Genomic DNA, 16,535 nt, shown 5'->3' on the forward strand with positions numbered 1-16,535 from the left:
GTTAGGTATATTAAGCGCTGTGGAGACCCGTGCCAAGTCCGGCGGCCGCAAGGGCGAGCGGCCCGCGCCCCCGGCCGCCCCGGGGCAGGACGAGGACGAGCTCGTCTTCGCCGTCAAGCACGCCGTGAGCCGGGTCTACAGCCGGTTCCGCTCCGAACGGGTCGAGGGCGACCTCGGCGAGGTGGCCCTGTCGGTGCTCGCCCGCATCGAGAAGTACGGCCCCCACACGCTCACCGCCCTGAGCCAGTACCACCGCGTGACCCCGCCCTCGATGAGCCAGGCGGTCAACCGGCTCACCGGGGCCGGGCTGGCGCAGCGGGTCCCCGACCCCGACGACGGCCGACGCGTCCTCATCGCGGCGACAGCCGAGGGTGCCCGGGTGTCCCGCGAGGCCCGCGCACGTCGCAACGCGTGGCTCCAGGCATGCCTCGACGACCTGCCCGAGTCGGACCGGAGGGTCCTGGCCCGGGCCGCCGAGCTGCTCACCCGCATGGCCGACTCCTAGGGCTGGACGTCCAGCACCCTCTCCTCGAGCACGGTCTCGACGTCCAGGGTGCGGTAGCCGGCCTGTTCGAAGAGCACGGTCACCCGGCCGCCCTCCTCGTGCATCACGGTCCCCGGACCGAACTCGTCGTGGACCACTCGTTGCGAGGGGTCGAACTCCCGGTTCGCGAGCTCGCCGCCGCTGGTGGACAGCCCCTCGTCGCAGGCGTCGCAGTTGCCGCACGGCCCGAGCCGGTCTTCTCCGAAGTAGCCGAGCAGGAACCGCCGGCGGCAGTCCCGCGCCTCGGCGTAGCCGCGCATCATCTCAAGCCGCGACCGCGCCATCGCCTGCCGCTCCTCGGCGACATCGCGGGCGGCGGCGACGACGTCCTGTTCGGAGCCGGGACGGCCTGTGGCCCGCACATTCCGGCCCTCGTCCACCATGAGGCCTCCGCAGTCCTCGAGCAGGCCCACCACAGCGGTGGCCCGCCGGCGGCTGAGACCCGTGGCCTCGGACAGGGCCTTGATCGTGCTCCCGTCCGGGGGCAGGGCGCCAAGCACGGCCCGCACGGCCTCCTCGTCGAACGGCACGCTGCCGAGGTAGCGGCGCAGCCCGAGGTCCTCCGTTCGGTAGAACAGCCGCACCCGGGCGGGGTCGCCTCCGCGGCCGGCACGCCCAATCTCCTGGTAGTACTCGTCGACCGACTCGGGCAGGTGGGCGTGCGCCACCGTCCTGACCTCGACGTTGTCGATGCCCATGCCGAACGCCGAGGTCGCGACGACCACGTCCAGCTCGCCCTCGCGGAACGCCTGGTGCACCTCTTCGCGGTCCGCGCGCCGGCGGCCCGCGTGGTAGGCGGCCGCGCGCAGGCCCCGCTCGGCCAGCTGCTCGGCATACCACTCGGTCTCGCTGCGGGTCCCGGTGTAGACGAGGGCAGCGCCGGGCTCGCCGGACACCCACTCCAGCACCGCGTCGCGTCGAGCCGCCTCCTCGAGGACGTGCTGGGCAGCCAGGTGCAGGTTGGGCCGGTCGAAGCCGGCCACCACCTCGTGGGGACTGCGCAGCCCCAGGCGCTCGCGGATCTCGGCCCGCACGGGTGGAGCGGCCGTCGCGGTGAGCGCGACGAGTACCGGCTCGCCGAGGCGGGCGCGGACGTCGGCGAGGCGCAGGTAGTCCGGACGGAAGTCGTGGCCCCACGAGGAGACGCAGTGCGCCTCGTCCACGGCGAGCAGTGCGGGGCGCAGCCGTGCCACGCGCTCGACGGTCGCGTCGTCGGCGAGCTGCTCGGGGGTGAGGAAGAGGAAGTGCGCGCGGCCCTCTCCGACCGCCCGCCAGGCGTCCTCCACCTGGCCACCGGTGCGCAGGGAGTTGACCGCCACTGCGGCCTCGTCCCCGAGCCGCTCCACCAGTCCCGCGACCTGGTCGTCCTGGAGGGCCACCAGGGGCGACACGACGAACGTCGGGCCTGTCAGCAGCAGGCCCGCGAGCTGGTAGACCGCCGACTTGCCCGCGCCGCTGGGGAGCACGGCCAGGGTGTCGTGGCCGCCCAGGACCGAGGTGACGGCCTCGAGCTGGCCGGGGCGCAGCCGGGGCCAGTCGAACCGTTCGCGGGCGAGGGTGACGACGGCGTCCCGCTGGTCGGGATGGCGGGTGGCGGGCTTCGGCGGCACGGCATCGGCATACCCAGCCCGCGCGATCCCACACACGTCGCGGCCGGATGGTTGCGCGACCCATCCTCGCGGGGGCAGGGTCGGGCCATGGCACCCTCGACCGCCACGGCGGCATACCGCGCAGCCCGCGACCAGCTCGTCTCCCTCTCCGGCCGGCACGACGACGCGATGCGCGAGTTCCGCTGGCCCGATGTGGGGGACCGGTTCAACTGGGCGGTCGACTGGTTCGACGCCATCGCCCGCGGCAACGGCGCCACCGCCCTGTGGATCGTCGAGGAGGACGGCAGCGAGCAGCGGCTCACCTTCGATGAGCTCGCCTCGCGGTCCGACCAGGTGGCCGTGTGGCTCGCAGATCTCGGTGTGGCACAAGGCGACCGGGTGCTGCTCATGCTCGGCAACCAGGTCGAGCTCTGGGAGACCATGCTGGCCGTCTTCAAGCTCGGGGCGGTCGTCATGCCGACCACGGCCGCCCTCGGCCCGAACGACCTGCGCGACCGCGTCGAGCGCGGCGGCGCGAAGGTGGTCGTCGCCAACGCCGCCGACGCGCCGAAGTTCGCCGAGGTGCCCGGGGACTACCTGCGCGTGGTCGTGGGCGAGGCGCAGGGGTGGCACTCCTACGCCGATGCGTATGCCGTGCAGGGCCACCCGTTCGAGACCACCACAGCCCCCTCGGACCCGCTGCTGCTCTACTTCACGTCGGGGACGACCAGCAAGCCCAAGCTGGTCGAGCACACCCAGGTGTCCTACCCCGTCGGGCACCTGTCGACGATGTACTGGATCGGCGTCCGGCCCGGCGACGTGCACCTGGCCATCAGCTCGCCCGGGTGGGCCAAGCACGCCTGGTCCTGCTTCTTCGCCCCGTGGATCGCCGAGGCCACGATCTTCGTCTTCAACTACGCCCGGTTCGACGCCGCGGCACTGCTCGGGCAGATCCGACGCGCGGGCGTGACGACGTTCTGCGCACCACCGACGGTGTGGCGCATGCTGATCCAGGCCGACCTCGGCGGCGCCGAGGGCAGGGGATCGCTGCGGGAGCTGCTGGCCGCCGGGGAGCCGCTCAACCCGGAGGTCATCACCCAGGTCGAGAAGGCGTGGGGGCTCACCATCCGTGACGGCTACGGCCAGACCGAGACCACGCTCCAGGTCGGCAACATCGCCGGCGACCGGGTCAAGCCGGGGTCGATGGGCCGCCCCATGCCCGGTGTCCCGGTGGAGCTCGTGGACCCCCTGACCGGTAAGCGATCGGACGAGGGCGAGATCGTCCTCGACCTGTCGCAGCACCCGGTCAACCTGATGACCGGCTACCTCGGCGACGAGGAGCGGCAGGCCGAGGCGATGGCGGGCGGTTTCTACCACACCGGCGACGTCGCCCAGCGCGACCAGGACGGCTACATCACCTACATCGGGCGCACCGACGACGTGTTCAAGGCGAGCGACTACAAGGTGTCGCCCTTCGAGCTGGAGTCGGTCCTCATCGAGCACCCGGCCGTGGCCGAGGCTGCCGTCGTCCCGGCGCCGGACCCCACCCGCCTGGCCGTGCCCAAGGCATACATCGCGCTCGCGGCGGGGCACGCACCCGACGCGGAGACCGCGAAGTCGATCCTGGCCCACGCCCGCGCCAACCTCGCGCCGTACCTGCGCGTGCGCCGGGTCGAGTTCTACGAGCTGCCCAAGACCATCTCGGGCAAGATCCGCCGGGTCGAGCTGCGCGACCGGGAGCAGCGGGCGTACGACGGCGGGACGTCACTGTCGGAGGAGTTCCGCGACGACCAGTTCCCCGAGCTGTTCCGCTGAGCCTGTGACTCGTGGGCGACGCAATCCGTTGCGGCGCAATGGTCTTGGGGGAAATGCGCAGATAGCGGGCAAAAAGGCCTGACGAGCGCGCGGTTGACCGGAGTCGGGCGTCGTTGACCCCTGTCGGGCCGGTTCGGTCGCGAGTAGCGTGAAGTGCGGTGGTTCCGCCAGGGCCGCCGACCGCACGACCGGGGCAAGCGGGCCGGGGGCACATGCGCACCTACCCATATGCGTTCCACGTCGCCCTCGACGGCAACGGGCTGAACGGGCTCGAGGGCCGAGCCGGCGTGTGCCTGTTCCACTACGACCCCGTGACCGGCGACCACGCGTACAAGGTCACCTACTTCGACGGCGCCTCCGGGGGCCACGCGCCGAGCGTCGACCCCAGCCGCCGGATCGGGTTCCTGGGCAACACCGGCCAGCACCTGCTCTTCTACGACCTCGCCACGCTCGAGGAGGCAGACCGGGTCTCCACCCTGCGGTTCGAGGTGCCGGACACGACGATCAAGGGCAGCACCCACCTCGTCTGGCTCGACGACACGCAGTTCGTCACCTCGATCGGCGAGCACCTGTGGACGTTCGACGTCAACCGGCTCACCAAGGCCGAGCAGGTCGCGCCACACCAGCTCAAGATCCCGCACGCCATGAAGCGCACGGCCTCCGGCCGCTACGTCGTCTACGGCGGGATGGACCACCCGACCCGCGGTGAGGCCAAGGAGGTCGGGATCCTGGACACCGTCACCGGCGAGGTCCGGCGCGTGCCGCTGCCGACCACCTGCTGGCACGTCATGTGCCACCCGGTGCTCGACGTCTTCTACGCGATCTCGTTCCGGGTGCACCCCGCCGACCGCAGCGACTACGAGCACTGGGGGATGGCGTGGCTGCGGCAGTACGCCTTCGAGATCGACGCCGAGGACGGCCGCGTCGTGCGACACTGGGCCGCCGACCGCGACCTGCCGGCCCACGTCAACTCCGACGTCACCATCTCCGACTCCGAGCTGATCTTCTGCACCGGCGGCAGCCACACCGTCGTCCTCGTCGACCTGCTCACGCTGAGCCACCACCGCCTCATCGACGAGCACCCGGGCGCGCTGGAGAGCCTGGCGCTGACGCGCCAGAGCGCGTCGACGGTCGCCGAGGCGTTCATGCGCGGCAACGTCTTCGGCAACAGCCACCTGTATGCCGAGTCGCTGCGGGTGAGCCGTGGCGCGTTCGTCGACGGCATCTACGCGTGCCAGCTGTCGGCCGACCAGACGCTGCTGTTCACCGCCAACCGCGGGCAGAACCACATCACCGTCTACGACTACCCCTCGCTGGAGCTGCGCGACCGCGTCGTCATGCCGGAGCTGCAGGACCTCGACCCGAGGGTGGGCGCGTTCGGCGACCCGCGCCTCGGGTTCCACCACTCCTACCTCGTCAGCCCACCCGCGCCCACCGCAGGAGAGCCCTGATGGCCAACTACAGCATCGACACCACCGTGTACGGGGGCAGCACCGTCAGCTCCGACGTGAACGCCGACGTGACCTCCACCCTCACCGGGCTCGACGACATGAAGCTCACCCTGGCCGGCGGGACGACCAACACCAACAACGGCACCAACACGGTGCACTCCGACGCGACGATCACCCTCGAGCCGGTGACGACCACCTCGACGGTGAACACCACCTCGAACCTCGAGAGCCGGTCGAGCGTGGACACGACGTCGTCGGTGGACCTCAAGCCGGTGGCCGTCGACACGTGCGTCCGCCTGGAGCTGGGGCCGCCGCCCGCCACCGAGGTGTGCACACCGTACGAGCAGACGTGGGGCTGGTCGGTCCTGGGCCTGGAGCTGTTCTCGCTGACCGTCCGGGGGCGTGCCACCGCGCACATCCGCCCCGAGCACCACGGCCCCGTCGTGATCGACCTGTGAGCGCGCGATGCCGACCAGCCGCCGCAAGCCCACCCCTCGCAAGGACGCCCCGCGCGCCGACCGCGCCAGGACGGCATCGGTCGCCGACGAGATCGTCCTCACCGGCCCACCCGGCCGGCTGCACGCCACGGTCTCGGTCGAGAACGCCGTCTCCGAGCGGGTGTCGGTGCGCGGAGCAGTCCTCCACCGGTCCGGGCAGGAGCCGGTGCCCGGCCTGGCGACGGCCCTGATCTCGCCGGGGACGACCGCCTCGGTGCCCGTGTCGGTCAGCCTCTCCCGGACGACGCCGCCCGGTGAGCTCGAGGCCGAGCTGGAGGTCGGCGGAACCCGCCGGCCGGTGCGCGTCCTGGTCGAGCCGGAGCTGGACCTCCACCTGAGCCCCTCCCGCGTGCTGGCCGTCCCGGGACGCCAGCGCGTCCCCCTCACCCTCGTCAACCACGGCAACGTCGACATCCCCCTGGCCGCCCTGACCCGGGCGCGGACCGACGACGGCGGCCCCGACCCGGGACCCGACGTCTCGCTCACGGTGCTCGACCCGACCACCGTCGAGCCCGGCGCCATCGTGAGCGTCGCGGCGGAGCTCACCGTGCCCGACGAGCTCGACCCCACCCGGCGACACGTCGCCCGCATCCCCGTCGGGACCGCCGACCTCGAGGTCGTCGTCCTGCCCCGCACCACATCGGAGGAGCTGACATGAGCACCACGGCACCGGAGTACCTCACGACGCTGCGCACCGGCCTCGCCGAGGCCGTGCAGCAGTGGGCGGACCAGTCGACCACCGCCTGGGAGCAGTGGGCGCGGGCGTGGCAGCCGGTCGCGGACGCGGGCGCCGACGCCCTCGGTATGCCGCGGGTGCAGCCCGGCTCGCCGCCCCGCGTCGTGGGACGGGGGGACACCGCGGGGCGCGATTACCGGCCCGGCAGCCACCCTGGCCACGAGCCCCACCACCACGGCTGGGAGGAGCGCGCCGGGCACCACCACGAGGGCTGCGCGTGCGGGGAGTGCCGCGGCCACGAGCACGCACGCCACCACGAGGGCTGCGGGTGCGGCGACGGCCGCGGCCACGAGCACCACGGCCACGAGCACCACGGGCACGAGCGCCCGGACGACCATCAGCTCGGCTGCGGGTGCGGGGACCACGGCCATGGCCACGGGTGCGCCTGCGGGGGACGCGAGCACGTCCACGGCTGCTGTGCCGGGCCCTGCGACTGCTGCGTCCCGGAGGCGGACGTGGTCGTGCGGGCGCGCGCGGGCGAGGTCCGCGTCGTGCCGTTCCGCCTGCACAACCCGTGGCGCCGGGAGCGCGAGGTCACCCTCGAGGTCGGGCCGTGGCACGCCTGCGGAGGCGACCAGCTCGAGGTCCGTGCGCGCCTCGAGGACACGAGCCTCACGCTCGCCCCGTGCGAGGACCGCGTCGTGCGGCTGCTCGTCACCGCGACGGGTTCGAAGCAGGCCGGCGACACCGCGACCGAGCAAGCGGGGAAGCCGGGACAGGCTGCTCCAGCCGAGGACGAGCGGGCGCGCACCACCGCCGACGTGGCGGAGGAGGCGGTGCGGCAGGTGTCCGTCCTGCGGGGCGTGGACGTGGACTCGTGCTCCACGGCGTACGCCGACGTGCGGTTCGAGGGCTGCGGCCGTCCCCAGCGGGTGGCGCTCGTGGTGCTGCCGGCCGGGTGCGACCCGGTCGACGTGGGGTGCGGCTGCGGGTGCTGCGACGGGGGGCACCGGTGAGCGAGCGCACGACCGGCACCGACGAGACGCTCTCGCGGATCACTGAGCTCGCCAGGCAGGCGCTGCAGGCGCAGGCGACGCTGGCGAAGCAGTCGCTGGAGCTCGGCCGGGCCACCCTGAGCGGCGACGTCGACCGGTCGAGCGCGGGCCGCGCGTACCTGGACGCCGTCAGCCGCGAGGGTGCGCGCTACTGGCGCGAGGTCGGGGCGCTCGGGCTCGACTACGCCAGCGAGCTGCTCGCCCTCGGCACGCGCAGCGCGGCGCGCGTGGTGAGCGAGGCCTCGGCAGCCGGCTCGCGAGGCAGGGACCACAGGGCGACCAGGGGATCGTCCGCGGGCGGTCCGCCTCCGGCCGAGGGTGCGCCTGACGGCACCCGCCGCTCGGCGGTGGTCCTGCGCGGAGTGCTCGGCCAGACCGCACAGGCCACCGTGACCGTCGTCAACCGGCACACCCGCGCCCGCCGGGTGGAGCTCACCCCGAGCGACCTGCGTGACACCGGGGGCGCCCTCGTGGCAGCCCGGCTCCGGGTCGACCCCGAGCACGTCACGGTGCCCCCCGGTGGGGACCACCCGGTGCGACTCGAGGTCGACCTCGATGCGGCCGACGCGGCGGTCGGCGACCGCTACGAGGGGACGGTCGAGGTCAGCGGGGGCGACGAGGCCACGCTGGAGGTGACCGTCGAGGTCGTGGCCTGACCGAACCGGCGGCACCCGGTGCCGGACCCCTCGCGGCCGACCCGGCGGCGCCGGGCTCCGGGGCGTCCGCCCCCTCCGGGGCGTCGCCGAGGGGCGCGGGCACCAGCGCCCGGGCGGACCGCACGTCCGGGTGCAGCCGCAGTCCCTCGCGCGCCCAGCGCGGCAGGTCGCGGCTCACGGCCAGCCAGGCCAGCGAGGCGGCGACGGCCTCGCGCGCCGGCCGCGCGGCATACCCGAGCTCGTGCGCCTTGGCGCTGGAGTACCAGTAGTGGCGCCCCACGGTGCTCGCCTCGTCGCGGGTCGACAGCGGCTGCTGCTCGGTGAGGCTGGCCCACCACTCGGTGACGGCGGCGATGCCCCACGCGCTCGCGGCGGGGAGCTCGGCGAAGGGCCCGGGCAGCCCGGCCAGCTCGGAGACGAGGGTGTGCAGCGTCCGCCAGGTGACGTCCTCACCGCCGAGCAGGTAGCGCTCGCCGGGCTCGCCCCGCTCGAGCAGGACGACGTGGCCGGCGCCCACGTCGCGGGCGTCGACGACGTTGCAGCCGCCGGGGAAGGTGCTGCGGGTCGGGTCGAGCAGGTAGCGCAGGACGATGGCGTTGCTGGGGGCCAGGCGGGTGAACGGGCCGCCGAGGACGACGGTGGGCAGGGCGAGGACGACCGGTATGCCGTGCACCCGTCCGGCCGCGAGGGCCGCCTCCTCCTGCGCCACCTTGCTCGCGTAGTAGGCGGGAGCCGGCTCGTCCCCGAGCCGGTCGTCCTCGGTGCGGGCGACGGGGAGCAGGCTCGAGCCGCGCGTCACGCTCGAGCTCGTCACCACCACCCGGTCCAGCCCCGCGTCTGCAGCGGCGTGCACCACGGAGGTGGTGCCCTCGACGTTGACCCGTCCCACCTCCTGCGCCCGCGCTGCCCCGAACGCGTAGACGGCGGCGCAGTGCACCACGGCGTCACAGCCGGCGAACGCCCGGCGCAGGGCGTCGGGATCCGTGAGCGGGGCGACGCGTCGCGCGACCGTGGCACCGCCGGTCACGGGCACCGGGGGTCCCGGGTCGCGTGTCACGGCCACGACCTCGTGCCCGTGCGCGATCGCTGCCGCCGCCATCTGCGTGCCGACCATCCCGGTGGCCCCGGTGACCGCCACCCTCATCGCGGTCCCCGGACGTGGGTGAAGCCGTGGTCGTCGACGACCGGCCCCTGTGCCGGGTCGCCGGCGGTCGGCTCGCGGGAGCCGGTGCGGTCGGCGACCCACTCCCGCGCGGCGGAGAGGAGCAGCTCCACCGACCGGGTGAGCAGGGGCTCGCCCGGGTCGGGTGGCGGTCGGCCGATGCGGAACTCCCGCCCCTCGAAGCAGGCCTCGAGGTTGTCGAAGGTCGTGGTGAAGAACCGGCGGTAGGCCTCCTCCAGCAGGGGGGTGCGCACCTCGGGCCACAGGTCGAGGTCCACCCCGGCCCACGCCGGTGGCAGGGAGAAGAGCTGGCGACCGCGGACGGTGACCCGGGTCCCGCGGCCGCTGCGCCGGAAGCTGAGCAGCCCGTCGTCGTAGGTGGCAGACCCGTTGGGGCTCAACACGGTCCGCCAGGTCAGGCGGTGCTCGTCCGCGCGCCGCTCCACGAGCTCGATCTTGCCGACGTCGATCGCGCGGCCGCCCCAGGCCGCCACCCAGTTCGGCTGGGGGAGGTAGAGGTTGCGCTCGGCCTGCCGCGTCGCGCCGGGGTCGGGGCTGCCCGGCACGGCGACCCGTCGTCCGCCCAGGTAGTCGGCCATCAGGCTGATCCCGGCCGCCACGTCGACCCGCGCGACCCACGCGTCGAAGTCCGCCGGCACCTCGCGGGACACCTCGAAGACCGTCGCGCCGTCGACGAGCCGCCACCGCATCCCGTCGGCGTTGGGCCCGGTGCCGTCGAGCAGCGCCTCGAACGGTGCGAGGAACGCCGGCAACCCGTCGTACGCCTCGCCCGGCCAGTCCGCGGGGTCGAACCCGAGCGGGACCTCGCGCCGGTCGACCGCCTCCTTGTCCGCGGAGACCGCCCAGGCCCGGGCCGAGCCCGCGACGCCGTGGGCGAGGGTGAGGAGCGACTCCAGGGCCAGCTGCCCGGCGGGGTCGTCCGCCGCCTCGACCAGTGGGGTGACCAGGCTGCGCAGGGCCGACAGCACCGGGTCGGCCGGCTCGCCGCCCTCGTCGTGGCCGCCGACGGCCGCCCTGAGCACCCGCTCGAGCCTCGGTTCGGCGGCGAGCGCCGCAGCGGCCGCCCGCAGGCGCGGGTGCGGACCCAGGGGCCGCGACGGGGCGGGCACCCGGCCCTCCAGCCGACCGGGTGAGGCCCCGAGCCGCTCCACGGCGCGGCCCACGAGGCGCGAGGCGCCGCGGTCCTGACCGAGGAGCGCGGCGACGCAGGTGTCCGCCAGGACCGCGTCCGTGGCGACCACGAGGACGCCGCCGGCGGCCCCGGAGTCCGCGGGTGCAGGCAACCGGGCCCCGTCGACGCCGCCCGCCGGCGCCAGCGCGTCGACGACCACCAGCGTGGGCGGCAGGCGGGCCAGAAGGTCGACGGCGACGTCCGCCGGCTCGGCCCCGGCCACCTCGGGGGCCGCTCCCAGCAGGGTCTCCAGCGACCCGGCGAACCCGTCGACGAGGTCGGTGACGGCACGGCCGACCACCACCCGCGTGCGGGCTGCTGCCCACACGGCGCTGCACAGCTGCCCGGAGAGCACGGCCGTGTCGGGCACCGGCGCCGTCACGAGGTCGTCGGCCAGGTCGACGACGGCATACGACCGTCCCTCGTCGGTGCGCCCGGTGAGGCCGGCGTCCACCGCGAGCAGGGTGGCGGAGCGGTGTCCCCGGTCGTGGTCGCCGACGGTGAGCCGTACACCGACGGACACGTCGTCGCAACCGCGCTGGTGGAGCAGGTCGACGACGGTGTGGACGACCGCGGCGCTCGCGGGGGTGGGCGGGCTGACACGGGTGAGGACGACGGCGGGGCCGGCGGGCTCGACCCCGAGGCGGTCGCACGCGGCGGCCAGGCCCGCGACGCCTCCACCGCTGACCACGGTGCAGGCAGGCGGTTCCCGGCTCACGACACCGTCCGGTGCCACGCGTCCATGAAAGCAGCGCATCCCTCGCCCGCGGAAGGCCTCGGTGCCATAGTGGGCGCGTGGCCGAGGACATCGACATCCAGCAGCGCATCAAGGGACTCATCGACGAGGAGCACTCGCTGCGGGCGCAGCTCGGCGACGGCGACATCACCGTCGAGGAGGAGAACTCGCGGCTGCGGGCCCTCGAGGTCGAGCTCGACCAGTGCTGGGACCTGCTGCGCCAGCGCCGCGCCCGCCGGGAGTTCGGCGAGGACCCGGGTGGTGCGCAGGTGCGTGACGCGGCGACGGTGGAGAACTACCGGGGCTGAGCGCCGACTGCGGCGGGCCCCGCCACGGCGTGGCGGCTCGTGACCTTCGACCGTCCCGTCCTACCGTCGAACTGGCTACCGTCGAAGGTGGCCGGTACCCGACACGAGGGGGTGCGGAATGCGCACAGCACTCGACCACCTGCACCTGCCACACCACCAGCCCCGGTGGTGGGTGGGACACACCATGGCCGCCGTGGCCGGCGTCGTCGCGGTCCTGTATGCCGCGGCCGTGCTGCTGACGGTGCTGCTCCGCGCGGGCATCTGAGCGCGAGCGGCCGCACGCCCTTCCGCCGCACGGCGCGGGGGAGGACCATGGCGCCGTGAGCGAACAGACCACGCCCTCGACGCAGGGCGTCACCGTCGAGCTCCTGGCCGCCGTGGACCTCGGCCCGGAGATCGAGGGCATGCAGGGCCGCCAGCTGCGGATGCGCCTGGTGACCATGGCGCCGGGCGCCACCTTCGGCCCCGAGCACGACCACAAGGGCAGGCCCGGCACGGTCTACGTGCTGCAGGGCACCATCACCGACCACCGCGACGGGGTGGCGACGGAGTACGGCCCGGGCCTGGGGTGGCCGGAGGACCGGAACACGCTGCACTGGCTCGAGAACCGCGGCACCGAGACGGCCGTCGAGGTGTCGGTCGACATCGTGTCGGCTCCGACCTGACGAGACGACTCAGTCGCGGATCGTCGCGCCGTTGAGCTTGAGGGAGTCCCACGAGCGAGCGTTGAAGACGAACCGGGGCAGGCCGTCCATGGTCACCGTGAGCGCCCCGCTGGCGTCGATGGAGTACCCCACCGTGCGCTCCTCCTCCGGCAACGTGCAGAAGAACTCCACCGTGCCCTGCGCGCCGACGGTCGTGAGGATGACCTCGAGGTAGGTCCGCAGCCCGAGCTCGGGCACCCGGGTCGAGGCCGACGCGTCCCTGGCCGCCCGGAGCGTCCCCTGCCACACCTCGCTCTCGAGCGTGCCGTCGTGGTCGAGGTAGTTCCACCGGACCAGCACGGTCGGCTCCTGCGCCTCGATCTCCCACAGCTCCTGCGCCATCCAGCACGTCCTCTCCCGGGTCCGCCCACCGACCGGCAGGCGCGCATGGCCGAGGGCACCGCCCTCGGCGCCTGCTCCTACCCACCCGGGCGGCCGTCTACACCGGATCCGGGCCGAGGTGGCGCGCGATGGCGGCGCGGAGGTCGTCGTGCCGAGGCCCGAGCGCCGTCGCCGGGTCGGACCAGTGGCTGGGCGGGTAGAGCCAGACGGGCTTGCGCACGAGCTCCGGCGGTTCCCAGCCGTAGCGGGGCCACACGTGGGCGTGCAGGTACGGGTCGGTGTTCCCCAGGATCTCCAGGTTGACCCGGCGGAACTCGGGGTCGCGCTCGGCGCAGGCGCGCTCGACTGCCTCGCCGAGGCGGGCCATCGAGTCGAGGAACTGCATCCGCCGGTCGGTCGGCAGGTCGGACAGCCTCTGGACCTGCGGGTCGTCGGTCAGCAGGACGCAGTACCCGGGGAGCCACTGGACGTCGCCCACGACGGCGAAGCCGCCCGGCACACGTCGCAGCACGGTCGGGTTCTCTCCCCGGAGGGCCGCTCCGATGCGGTCCGCGCGCCAGTCGTCCATGCGGCGCACGCTCTCACATCTGCGGCCGGCGGTGGCGCGTGACCCCGCCGGTGCGGCGCACCCGAGAATGGGCCATGGCCACCAGCCCGATCCCACCTCGCCGCCTCGAGCGGTTGCGGTCCGCACCCCTGACGTATGCCGCCGTGGGCGCCAGCGGGACGGCGTCGGCCCCGGCGGGCTACCGGACCGTGCACGAGGAACGAGTGCTGCAGCGCCTGGACCTCGACGGGGCGGCCGAGGACCTGCTCACCTGGCGGGTGCACCAGAGGGCGGGGCTGCGGGTCGCCGCGTCGACGCCGCGGGCGGCCCCGGGTGCGGTCGTCGACATGCGCCTGGGGCCCGGGCCGCTGTCGGTCCGGATCCCCTGCCGTGTCGTCTGCGTCGTCGAGGAAGCGGACCGTCGCGGGTTCGCATACGGGACACTGCCCGGGCACCCCGAGTCGGGCGAGGAGCTGTTCCTGCTGCGCCGCGGTGCCGACGGGCGGATCACCTTCACCATCACCGCCTTCTCGCGACCGGCGACCGCGCTCGCGCGCGTCGGTGGCCCGGTCGGCACCGTCGTGCAGGACGCGATGACGCGTCGCTACCTCGCCGCCCTCGACCGCTTGGTGGGCCGACCGCCCTCGTGAGCCGACCGCCCTCGTGGGCCGACCGCCCTCGTGGGCCGACCGTCCTGGTGGGCCGCCGTTCTCGTGGGGTGACCGATGACTTCTGGCGGGTCGACCGGTCAGAATGACCACCGCGTGGCCCGACCGCAGGGGCGGCGCACCGTCGAGCTGGAGGGGAGTCGTCGTGAAGCTGCTGCTGACGTCCGGGGGTGTCACCAACCCGAGCATCCGGGAGCGGTTGGTCAGCCTCCTCGGGAAGCCCGTCGAGGAGTCCGCCGCGCTCTGCATCCCGAGCGCCGAGTGGGGCCACCCGTGGTGCACGCCGCAGTCGGCCTGGCGCTTCGTGTCGGGGCTGGCCCCGGGCGGCGAGCCGTCGTCCCCCATGGTGGACCTGGGCTGGAAGTCGGTGGGGCTGCTCGAGCTCACCGCGCTTCCGAGCATCGGCCGGGAGCGCTGGGAACCCTGGGTGCGGGCTGCGGACGTGCTGCTCGTCGACGGTGGCGACGCGACGTACCTGTGCCACTGGCTGCGCGAGTCCGGGCTCGCCGAGCTGCTCCCCTCGCTGGACGACACGGTCTGGGTCGGCGTGAGTGCCGGCAGCATGGTCATGACGCCACGGATCGGCGAGGACTTCGTCTCCTGGAGCGGGACGACGGACGGCGACCGGACCCTCGGGGTCGTCGACTTCTCGATCTTCCCGCACCTGAACCACCCCGACATGGCCTGGAACGTCATGGCGAATGCCGAGAAGTGGGCCGCCGAGGTGGGCGGCCCGGCATACGCCATCGACGAGCAGACGGCGATCGCGGTCGTCGACGGGACCGCCGAGGTGGTCTCCGAGGGCACGTGGAAGGCGTTCTCCTGACCCGTGGGACCGTGCTGTCAGGGCACGACCAGCAGGGCGGGAGAGGATGAGCCGTGCCGAAGGACCTTGCTGACGTCGCGTGGCCCGTGACGACCGACCGCCTCTCGCTGCGACAGGCCCGTGCGGAGGACGCCGACGCCGTGCTGTCCTACCGACGGCAGCCCGAGGTCGCTGCCTGGATCGGCGTGCCTCCGGAGGACTTCGCCGAGCGGTTCGCCGCACCCGAGCGGCTCGACCTCCTGCTCCTCGTCGAGCGCGACGGTGAGGTGGTCGGTGACCTCATGGTCAAGGTGGAGGACGCGTGGGCTCCGGCGCGGCTGGCCGACAAGGCCCGCGGGGTGCAGGCGGAGCTCGGCTGGTCGCTGAGGCGGGAGGTGACCGGGCGCGGCTACGCGACGGAAGCCGTCGAGGCCGTGCTCCGCATCTGCTTCGAGGACCTGGAGCTGCGCCGGGTGACCGCGGGCTGCTTCGCCGGCAACGTCCGGTCCTGGCGTCTCATGGAACGCGTTGGCATGCGCCGCGAGGCCACCAGGGTCGCGGACGCGCTGCACCCCTCGGGTGAGTGGCAGGACGGCTACACCTACGCCCTGCTCGCCGAGGAGTGGCGCGGCCGACACCGCTGACCGCTCAGGACGTCGGCTCGGCGTCCTGGACGAGTTGGACGAGGTGGCCGTCCGGGTCCGCGACCCAGGCGATGAGCAGGCGCCCCAGCCAGGGCGCCGGCGCCTTGACCGGGGTCGCGCCGAGCTCCTGCAGGTGCGTGTATGCCGCGGGGGTGTCGTCCGTCCACAGGATCACGGCGGCGCGCTGTCCCTCGACGACGGGGTCCAGGCCGTGGTCGTCCCTCGTGGAGGCCTCGCTCGCCAGGCCGATGCGGTAGCCGTCGAGGACCAGGTCCACGTGGATCGGGTCCCCCTCACGAGGCGTCCTGAAGATCTCCTCGAAGCCCAGCCGCGTGTAGAACTCGACCGCGCGGGGGAGGTCTGCGCTGAACAGGACGATCTGGGGGCTGGTGAAGGTCGGCACGCGCGCCAGCGTGCCAGACGAGCGCACGCCACCACGGGAACCGGGACGGCCGAGCGGTCAGCCTCCGCGGCGTTCAGTCGGCGCGGCGCGCCACGAGGTACAGCGGGAGGAAGAGAACCACCACCAGCAGGCACAGGGCCGCCCACACCTCGGGTCGGTCGACCGTCAGGCCACCGAACGTGGCGACGACCGGCCGCCCGAGCCTGGCGCGTGACCGGGCGTCCTGCAGCACCCAGAGGCTGGCGGTGGCGACGACCACCGCCGCGAGAAGGCCACCCAGCACGGCAGCACCCATGTCCCCAGTATCCGCGCCGGTCGCCGGTGCGCGTCCATGACGAAGGCCCTCCCCGCCTGGTGCGGTGGAGGGCCTGTGACCTGCTGAAACGTGTGGTCGGGGTGACAGGATTTGAACCTGCGACCTCTTCGTCCCGAACGAAGCGCGCTACCAAGCTGCGCCACACCCCGTGGCAATCGCCACCCCGAACCGCGGTCCGGAAGCAGCGACAGTGAAGGATAGCCCACCACCCGTTCCGGCTCCCAATCGGTATGCCGTCGTGCCGGCGCGAGCCGAGTTGCCGGGACGACAAGCCCCCGGGTGCATCGTCCGGTGGGGGCCATTCGTGCCCGATCCGGCACGAATCGCCCCGGCGGACGGCGAGCGAGGGCGATTCGTGGCCACAGTGGCGCGAATGGCCCTGGCGCGAAGGTGCGAAGGTGCCAAGGGGCGGGGTGCGGAGACGC

At 73.8% G+C, this 16,535-nt stretch carries 20 protein-coding genes and 1 tRNA gene; 13 read left to right on the plus strand and 8 right to left on the minus strand.

What is annotated here, in order from left to right; all coding sequences use genetic code 11:
* The first annotated feature begins 19 nt into the window (after positions 1-19).
* Positions 20-505, plus strand: coding sequence for a MarR family winged helix-turn-helix transcriptional regulator (locus tag RKE38_RS09875; RefSeq protein ID WP_316007251.1), 486 nt, complete (start codon positions 20-22; stop codon positions 503-505).
* Here the strand turns inward: RKE38_RS09875 and RKE38_RS09880 are convergent.
* Positions 502-2,154 (minus strand): RecQ family ATP-dependent DNA helicase, encoded by a 1,653-nt coding sequence (locus RKE38_RS09880; RefSeq protein WP_316007252.1) that lies wholly within the window; start codon positions 2,152-2,154, stop codon positions 502-504. The two genes, RKE38_RS09875 and RKE38_RS09880, sit on opposite strands and share 4 nt — an antisense overlap.
* 87 nt (positions 2,155-2,241) lie before the next feature.
* On the opposite strand from RKE38_RS09880, the gene RKE38_RS09885 reads away from it, so the two are divergent.
* The 6 genes from RKE38_RS09885 to RKE38_RS09910 all read left to right on the plus strand — a co-directional run bounded on the left by RKE38_RS09885 (position 2,242) and on the right by RKE38_RS09910 (position 8,283).
* Positions 2,242-3,948, plus strand: a complete 1,707-nt coding sequence (locus RKE38_RS09885) for an AMP-binding protein (protein WP_316007253.1) — start codon at positions 2,242-2,244, stop codon at positions 3,946-3,948.
* 212 nt (positions 3,949-4,160) lie between these two features.
* Positions 4,161-5,399 carry a hypothetical protein gene (locus RKE38_RS09890; RefSeq protein ID WP_316007254.1) on the plus strand — a complete coding sequence of 413 codons (1,239 nt, stop codon included), beginning with the start codon at positions 4,161-4,163 and terminating at the stop codon, positions 5,397-5,399.
* Entirely contained in the window at positions 5,399-5,857 is a 459-nt protein-coding gene (locus RKE38_RS09895; protein ID WP_316007255.1) for a hypothetical protein, read from the plus strand. Before RKE38_RS09890 ends, RKE38_RS09895 begins: the two co-directional genes overlap by 1 nt.
* A gap of 7 nt (positions 5,858-5,864) precedes the next feature.
* Positions 5,865-6,554 carry a hypothetical protein gene (locus RKE38_RS09900; RefSeq protein ID WP_316007256.1) on the plus strand — a complete coding sequence of 230 codons (690 nt, stop codon included), beginning with the start codon at positions 5,865-5,867 and terminating at the stop codon, positions 6,552-6,554.
* Positions 6,551-7,588: a hypothetical protein gene (locus tag RKE38_RS09905; protein ID WP_316007257.1), complete on the plus strand. Its 1,038-nt coding sequence runs from the start codon at positions 6,551-6,553 to the stop codon at positions 7,586-7,588. Before RKE38_RS09900 ends, RKE38_RS09905 begins: the two co-directional genes overlap by 4 nt.
* Positions 7,585-8,283 (plus strand): hypothetical protein, encoded by a 699-nt coding sequence (locus tag RKE38_RS09910; protein ID WP_316007258.1) that lies wholly within the window; start codon positions 7,585-7,587, stop codon positions 8,281-8,283. Before RKE38_RS09905 ends, RKE38_RS09910 begins: the two co-directional genes overlap by 4 nt.
* Here RKE38_RS09910 and RKE38_RS09915 read toward each other — a convergent pair.
* Both RKE38_RS09915 and RKE38_RS09920 read right to left on the minus strand, forming a co-directional pair.
* Complete coding sequence (locus RKE38_RS09915) at positions 8,231-9,427, minus strand: NAD-dependent epimerase/dehydratase family protein (protein ID WP_316007259.1); 1,197 nt, start codon at positions 9,425-9,427, stop codon at positions 8,231-8,233. The genes RKE38_RS09910 and RKE38_RS09915 overlap by 53 nt on opposite strands.
* A complete protein-coding gene (locus RKE38_RS09920; RefSeq protein WP_316007260.1) occupies positions 9,424-11,373 on the minus strand; it encodes a hypothetical protein in 1,950 nt (649 codons plus the stop codon). Before RKE38_RS09920 ends, RKE38_RS09915 begins: the two co-directional genes overlap by 4 nt.
* Before the next feature lie 59 nt (positions 11,374-11,432).
* On the opposite strand from RKE38_RS09920, the gene RKE38_RS09925 reads away from it, so the two are divergent.
* The 3 genes from RKE38_RS09925 (at position 11,433) to RKE38_RS09935 (ending at position 12,346) form a co-directional block, all read left to right on the plus strand.
* The gene (locus RKE38_RS09925; protein WP_316007261.1) at positions 11,433-11,681 is read left to right on the plus strand and encodes a DUF2630 family protein; all 249 of its coding nucleotides are present in this window, start codon (positions 11,433-11,435) and stop codon (positions 11,679-11,681) included.
* Between the two features lie 118 nt (positions 11,682-11,799).
* Positions 11,800-11,946 (plus strand): hypothetical protein, encoded by a 147-nt coding sequence (locus RKE38_RS09930; protein WP_316007262.1) that lies wholly within the window; start codon positions 11,800-11,802, stop codon positions 11,944-11,946.
* A 55-nt stretch (positions 11,947-12,001) separates the two neighbouring features.
* On the plus strand, positions 12,002-12,346 hold the full coding sequence (locus RKE38_RS09935; RefSeq protein WP_316007263.1) for a cupin domain-containing protein: 345 nt from the start codon (positions 12,002-12,004) through the stop codon (positions 12,344-12,346).
* Positions 12,347-12,355: 9 nt separating this feature from the next.
* Here RKE38_RS09935 and RKE38_RS09940 read toward each other — a convergent pair whose 3' ends face one another.
* Together RKE38_RS09940 and RKE38_RS09945 are read right to left on the minus strand one after the other, a co-directional pair.
* Positions 12,356-12,727, minus strand: coding sequence for a hypothetical protein (locus tag RKE38_RS09940; protein WP_316007264.1), 372 nt, complete (start codon positions 12,725-12,727; stop codon positions 12,356-12,358).
* Between the two features lie 97 nt (positions 12,728-12,824).
* Positions 12,825-13,295, minus strand: a complete 471-nt coding sequence (locus RKE38_RS09945; RefSeq protein WP_316007265.1) for an HIT family protein — start codon at positions 13,293-13,295, stop codon at positions 12,825-12,827.
* A gap of 74 nt (positions 13,296-13,369) precedes the next feature.
* Between RKE38_RS09945 and RKE38_RS09950 the strand changes: the two genes are divergently transcribed.
* The 3 genes from RKE38_RS09950 (at position 13,370) to RKE38_RS09960 (ending at position 15,391) form a co-directional block, all read left to right on the plus strand.
* Positions 13,370-13,924 carry a DUF1990 domain-containing protein gene (locus tag RKE38_RS09950; protein WP_316007266.1) on the plus strand — a complete coding sequence of 185 codons (555 nt, stop codon included), beginning with the start codon at positions 13,370-13,372 and terminating at the stop codon, positions 13,922-13,924.
* Between the two features lie 163 nt (positions 13,925-14,087).
* Positions 14,088-14,768 (plus strand): Type 1 glutamine amidotransferase-like domain-containing protein, encoded by a 681-nt coding sequence (locus RKE38_RS09955; RefSeq protein WP_316007267.1) that lies wholly within the window; start codon positions 14,088-14,090, stop codon positions 14,766-14,768.
* 53 nt (positions 14,769-14,821) lie between these two features.
* Positions 14,822-15,391, plus strand: a complete 570-nt coding sequence (locus RKE38_RS09960) for a GNAT family protein (RefSeq protein WP_316007268.1) — start codon at positions 14,822-14,824, stop codon at positions 15,389-15,391.
* Between the two features lie 4 nt (positions 15,392-15,395).
* Here the strand turns inward: RKE38_RS09960 and RKE38_RS09965 are convergent, their stop codons facing one another.
* From RKE38_RS09965 to RKE38_RS09975, 3 genes are all read right to left on the minus strand, one after another.
* Positions 15,396-15,794 (minus strand): VOC family protein, encoded by a 399-nt coding sequence (locus RKE38_RS09965; RefSeq protein WP_316007269.1) that lies wholly within the window; start codon positions 15,792-15,794, stop codon positions 15,396-15,398.
* Positions 15,795-15,867: 73 nt separating this feature from the next.
* Entirely contained in the window at positions 15,868-16,089 is a 222-nt protein-coding gene (locus RKE38_RS09970) for a hypothetical protein (RefSeq protein WP_316007270.1), read from the minus strand.
* Between the two features lie 93 nt (positions 16,090-16,182).
* A tRNA-Pro gene (locus RKE38_RS09975) sits at positions 16,183-16,259 on the minus strand.
* Between the last annotated feature and the right edge of the window lie 276 nt (positions 16,260-16,535).

Source organism: Phycicoccus sp. M110.8 (genome assembly GCF_032464895.1).
Classification (GTDB): domain Bacteria; phylum Actinomycetota; class Actinomycetes; order Actinomycetales; family Dermatophilaceae; genus Pedococcus.

Coding starts and splice junctions, on each gene's coding strand:
- RKE38_RS09940 (WP_316007264.1), bottom strand. CDS start 12,727: ATGGCGCAGGAGCTGTGGGAGATCGAGGCGCAGGAGCCGACCGTGCTG.
- RKE38_RS09930 (WP_316007262.1), top strand. CDS start 11,800: ATGCGCACAGCACTCGACCACCTGCACCTGCCACACCACCAGCCCCGG.
- RKE38_RS09905 (WP_316007257.1), top strand. CDS start 6,551: ATGAGCACCACGGCACCGGAGTACCTCACGACGCTGCGCACCGGCCTC.
- RKE38_RS09900 (WP_316007256.1), top strand. CDS start 5,865: ATGCCGACCAGCCGCCGCAAGCCCACCCCTCGCAAGGACGCCCCGCGC.
- RKE38_RS09950 (WP_316007266.1), top strand. CDS start 13,370: ATGGCCACCAGCCCGATCCCACCTCGCCGCCTCGAGCGGTTGCGGTCC.
- RKE38_RS09885 (WP_316007253.1), top strand. CDS start 2,242: ATGGCACCCTCGACCGCCACGGCGGCATACCGCGCAGCCCGCGACCAG.
- RKE38_RS09915 (WP_316007259.1), bottom strand. CDS start 9,427: ATGAGGGTGGCGGTCACCGGGGCCACCGGGATGGTCGGCACGCAGATG.
- RKE38_RS09970 (WP_316007270.1), bottom strand. CDS start 16,089: ATGGGTGCTGCCGTGCTGGGTGGCCTTCTCGCGGCGGTGGTCGTCGCC.
- RKE38_RS09895 (WP_316007255.1), top strand. CDS start 5,399: ATGGCCAACTACAGCATCGACACCACCGTGTACGGGGGCAGCACCGTC.
- RKE38_RS09945 (WP_316007265.1), bottom strand. CDS start 13,295: ATGGACGACTGGCGCGCGGACCGCATCGGAGCGGCCCTCCGGGGAGAG.
- RKE38_RS09890 (WP_316007254.1), top strand. CDS start 4,161: ATGCGCACCTACCCATATGCGTTCCACGTCGCCCTCGACGGCAACGGG.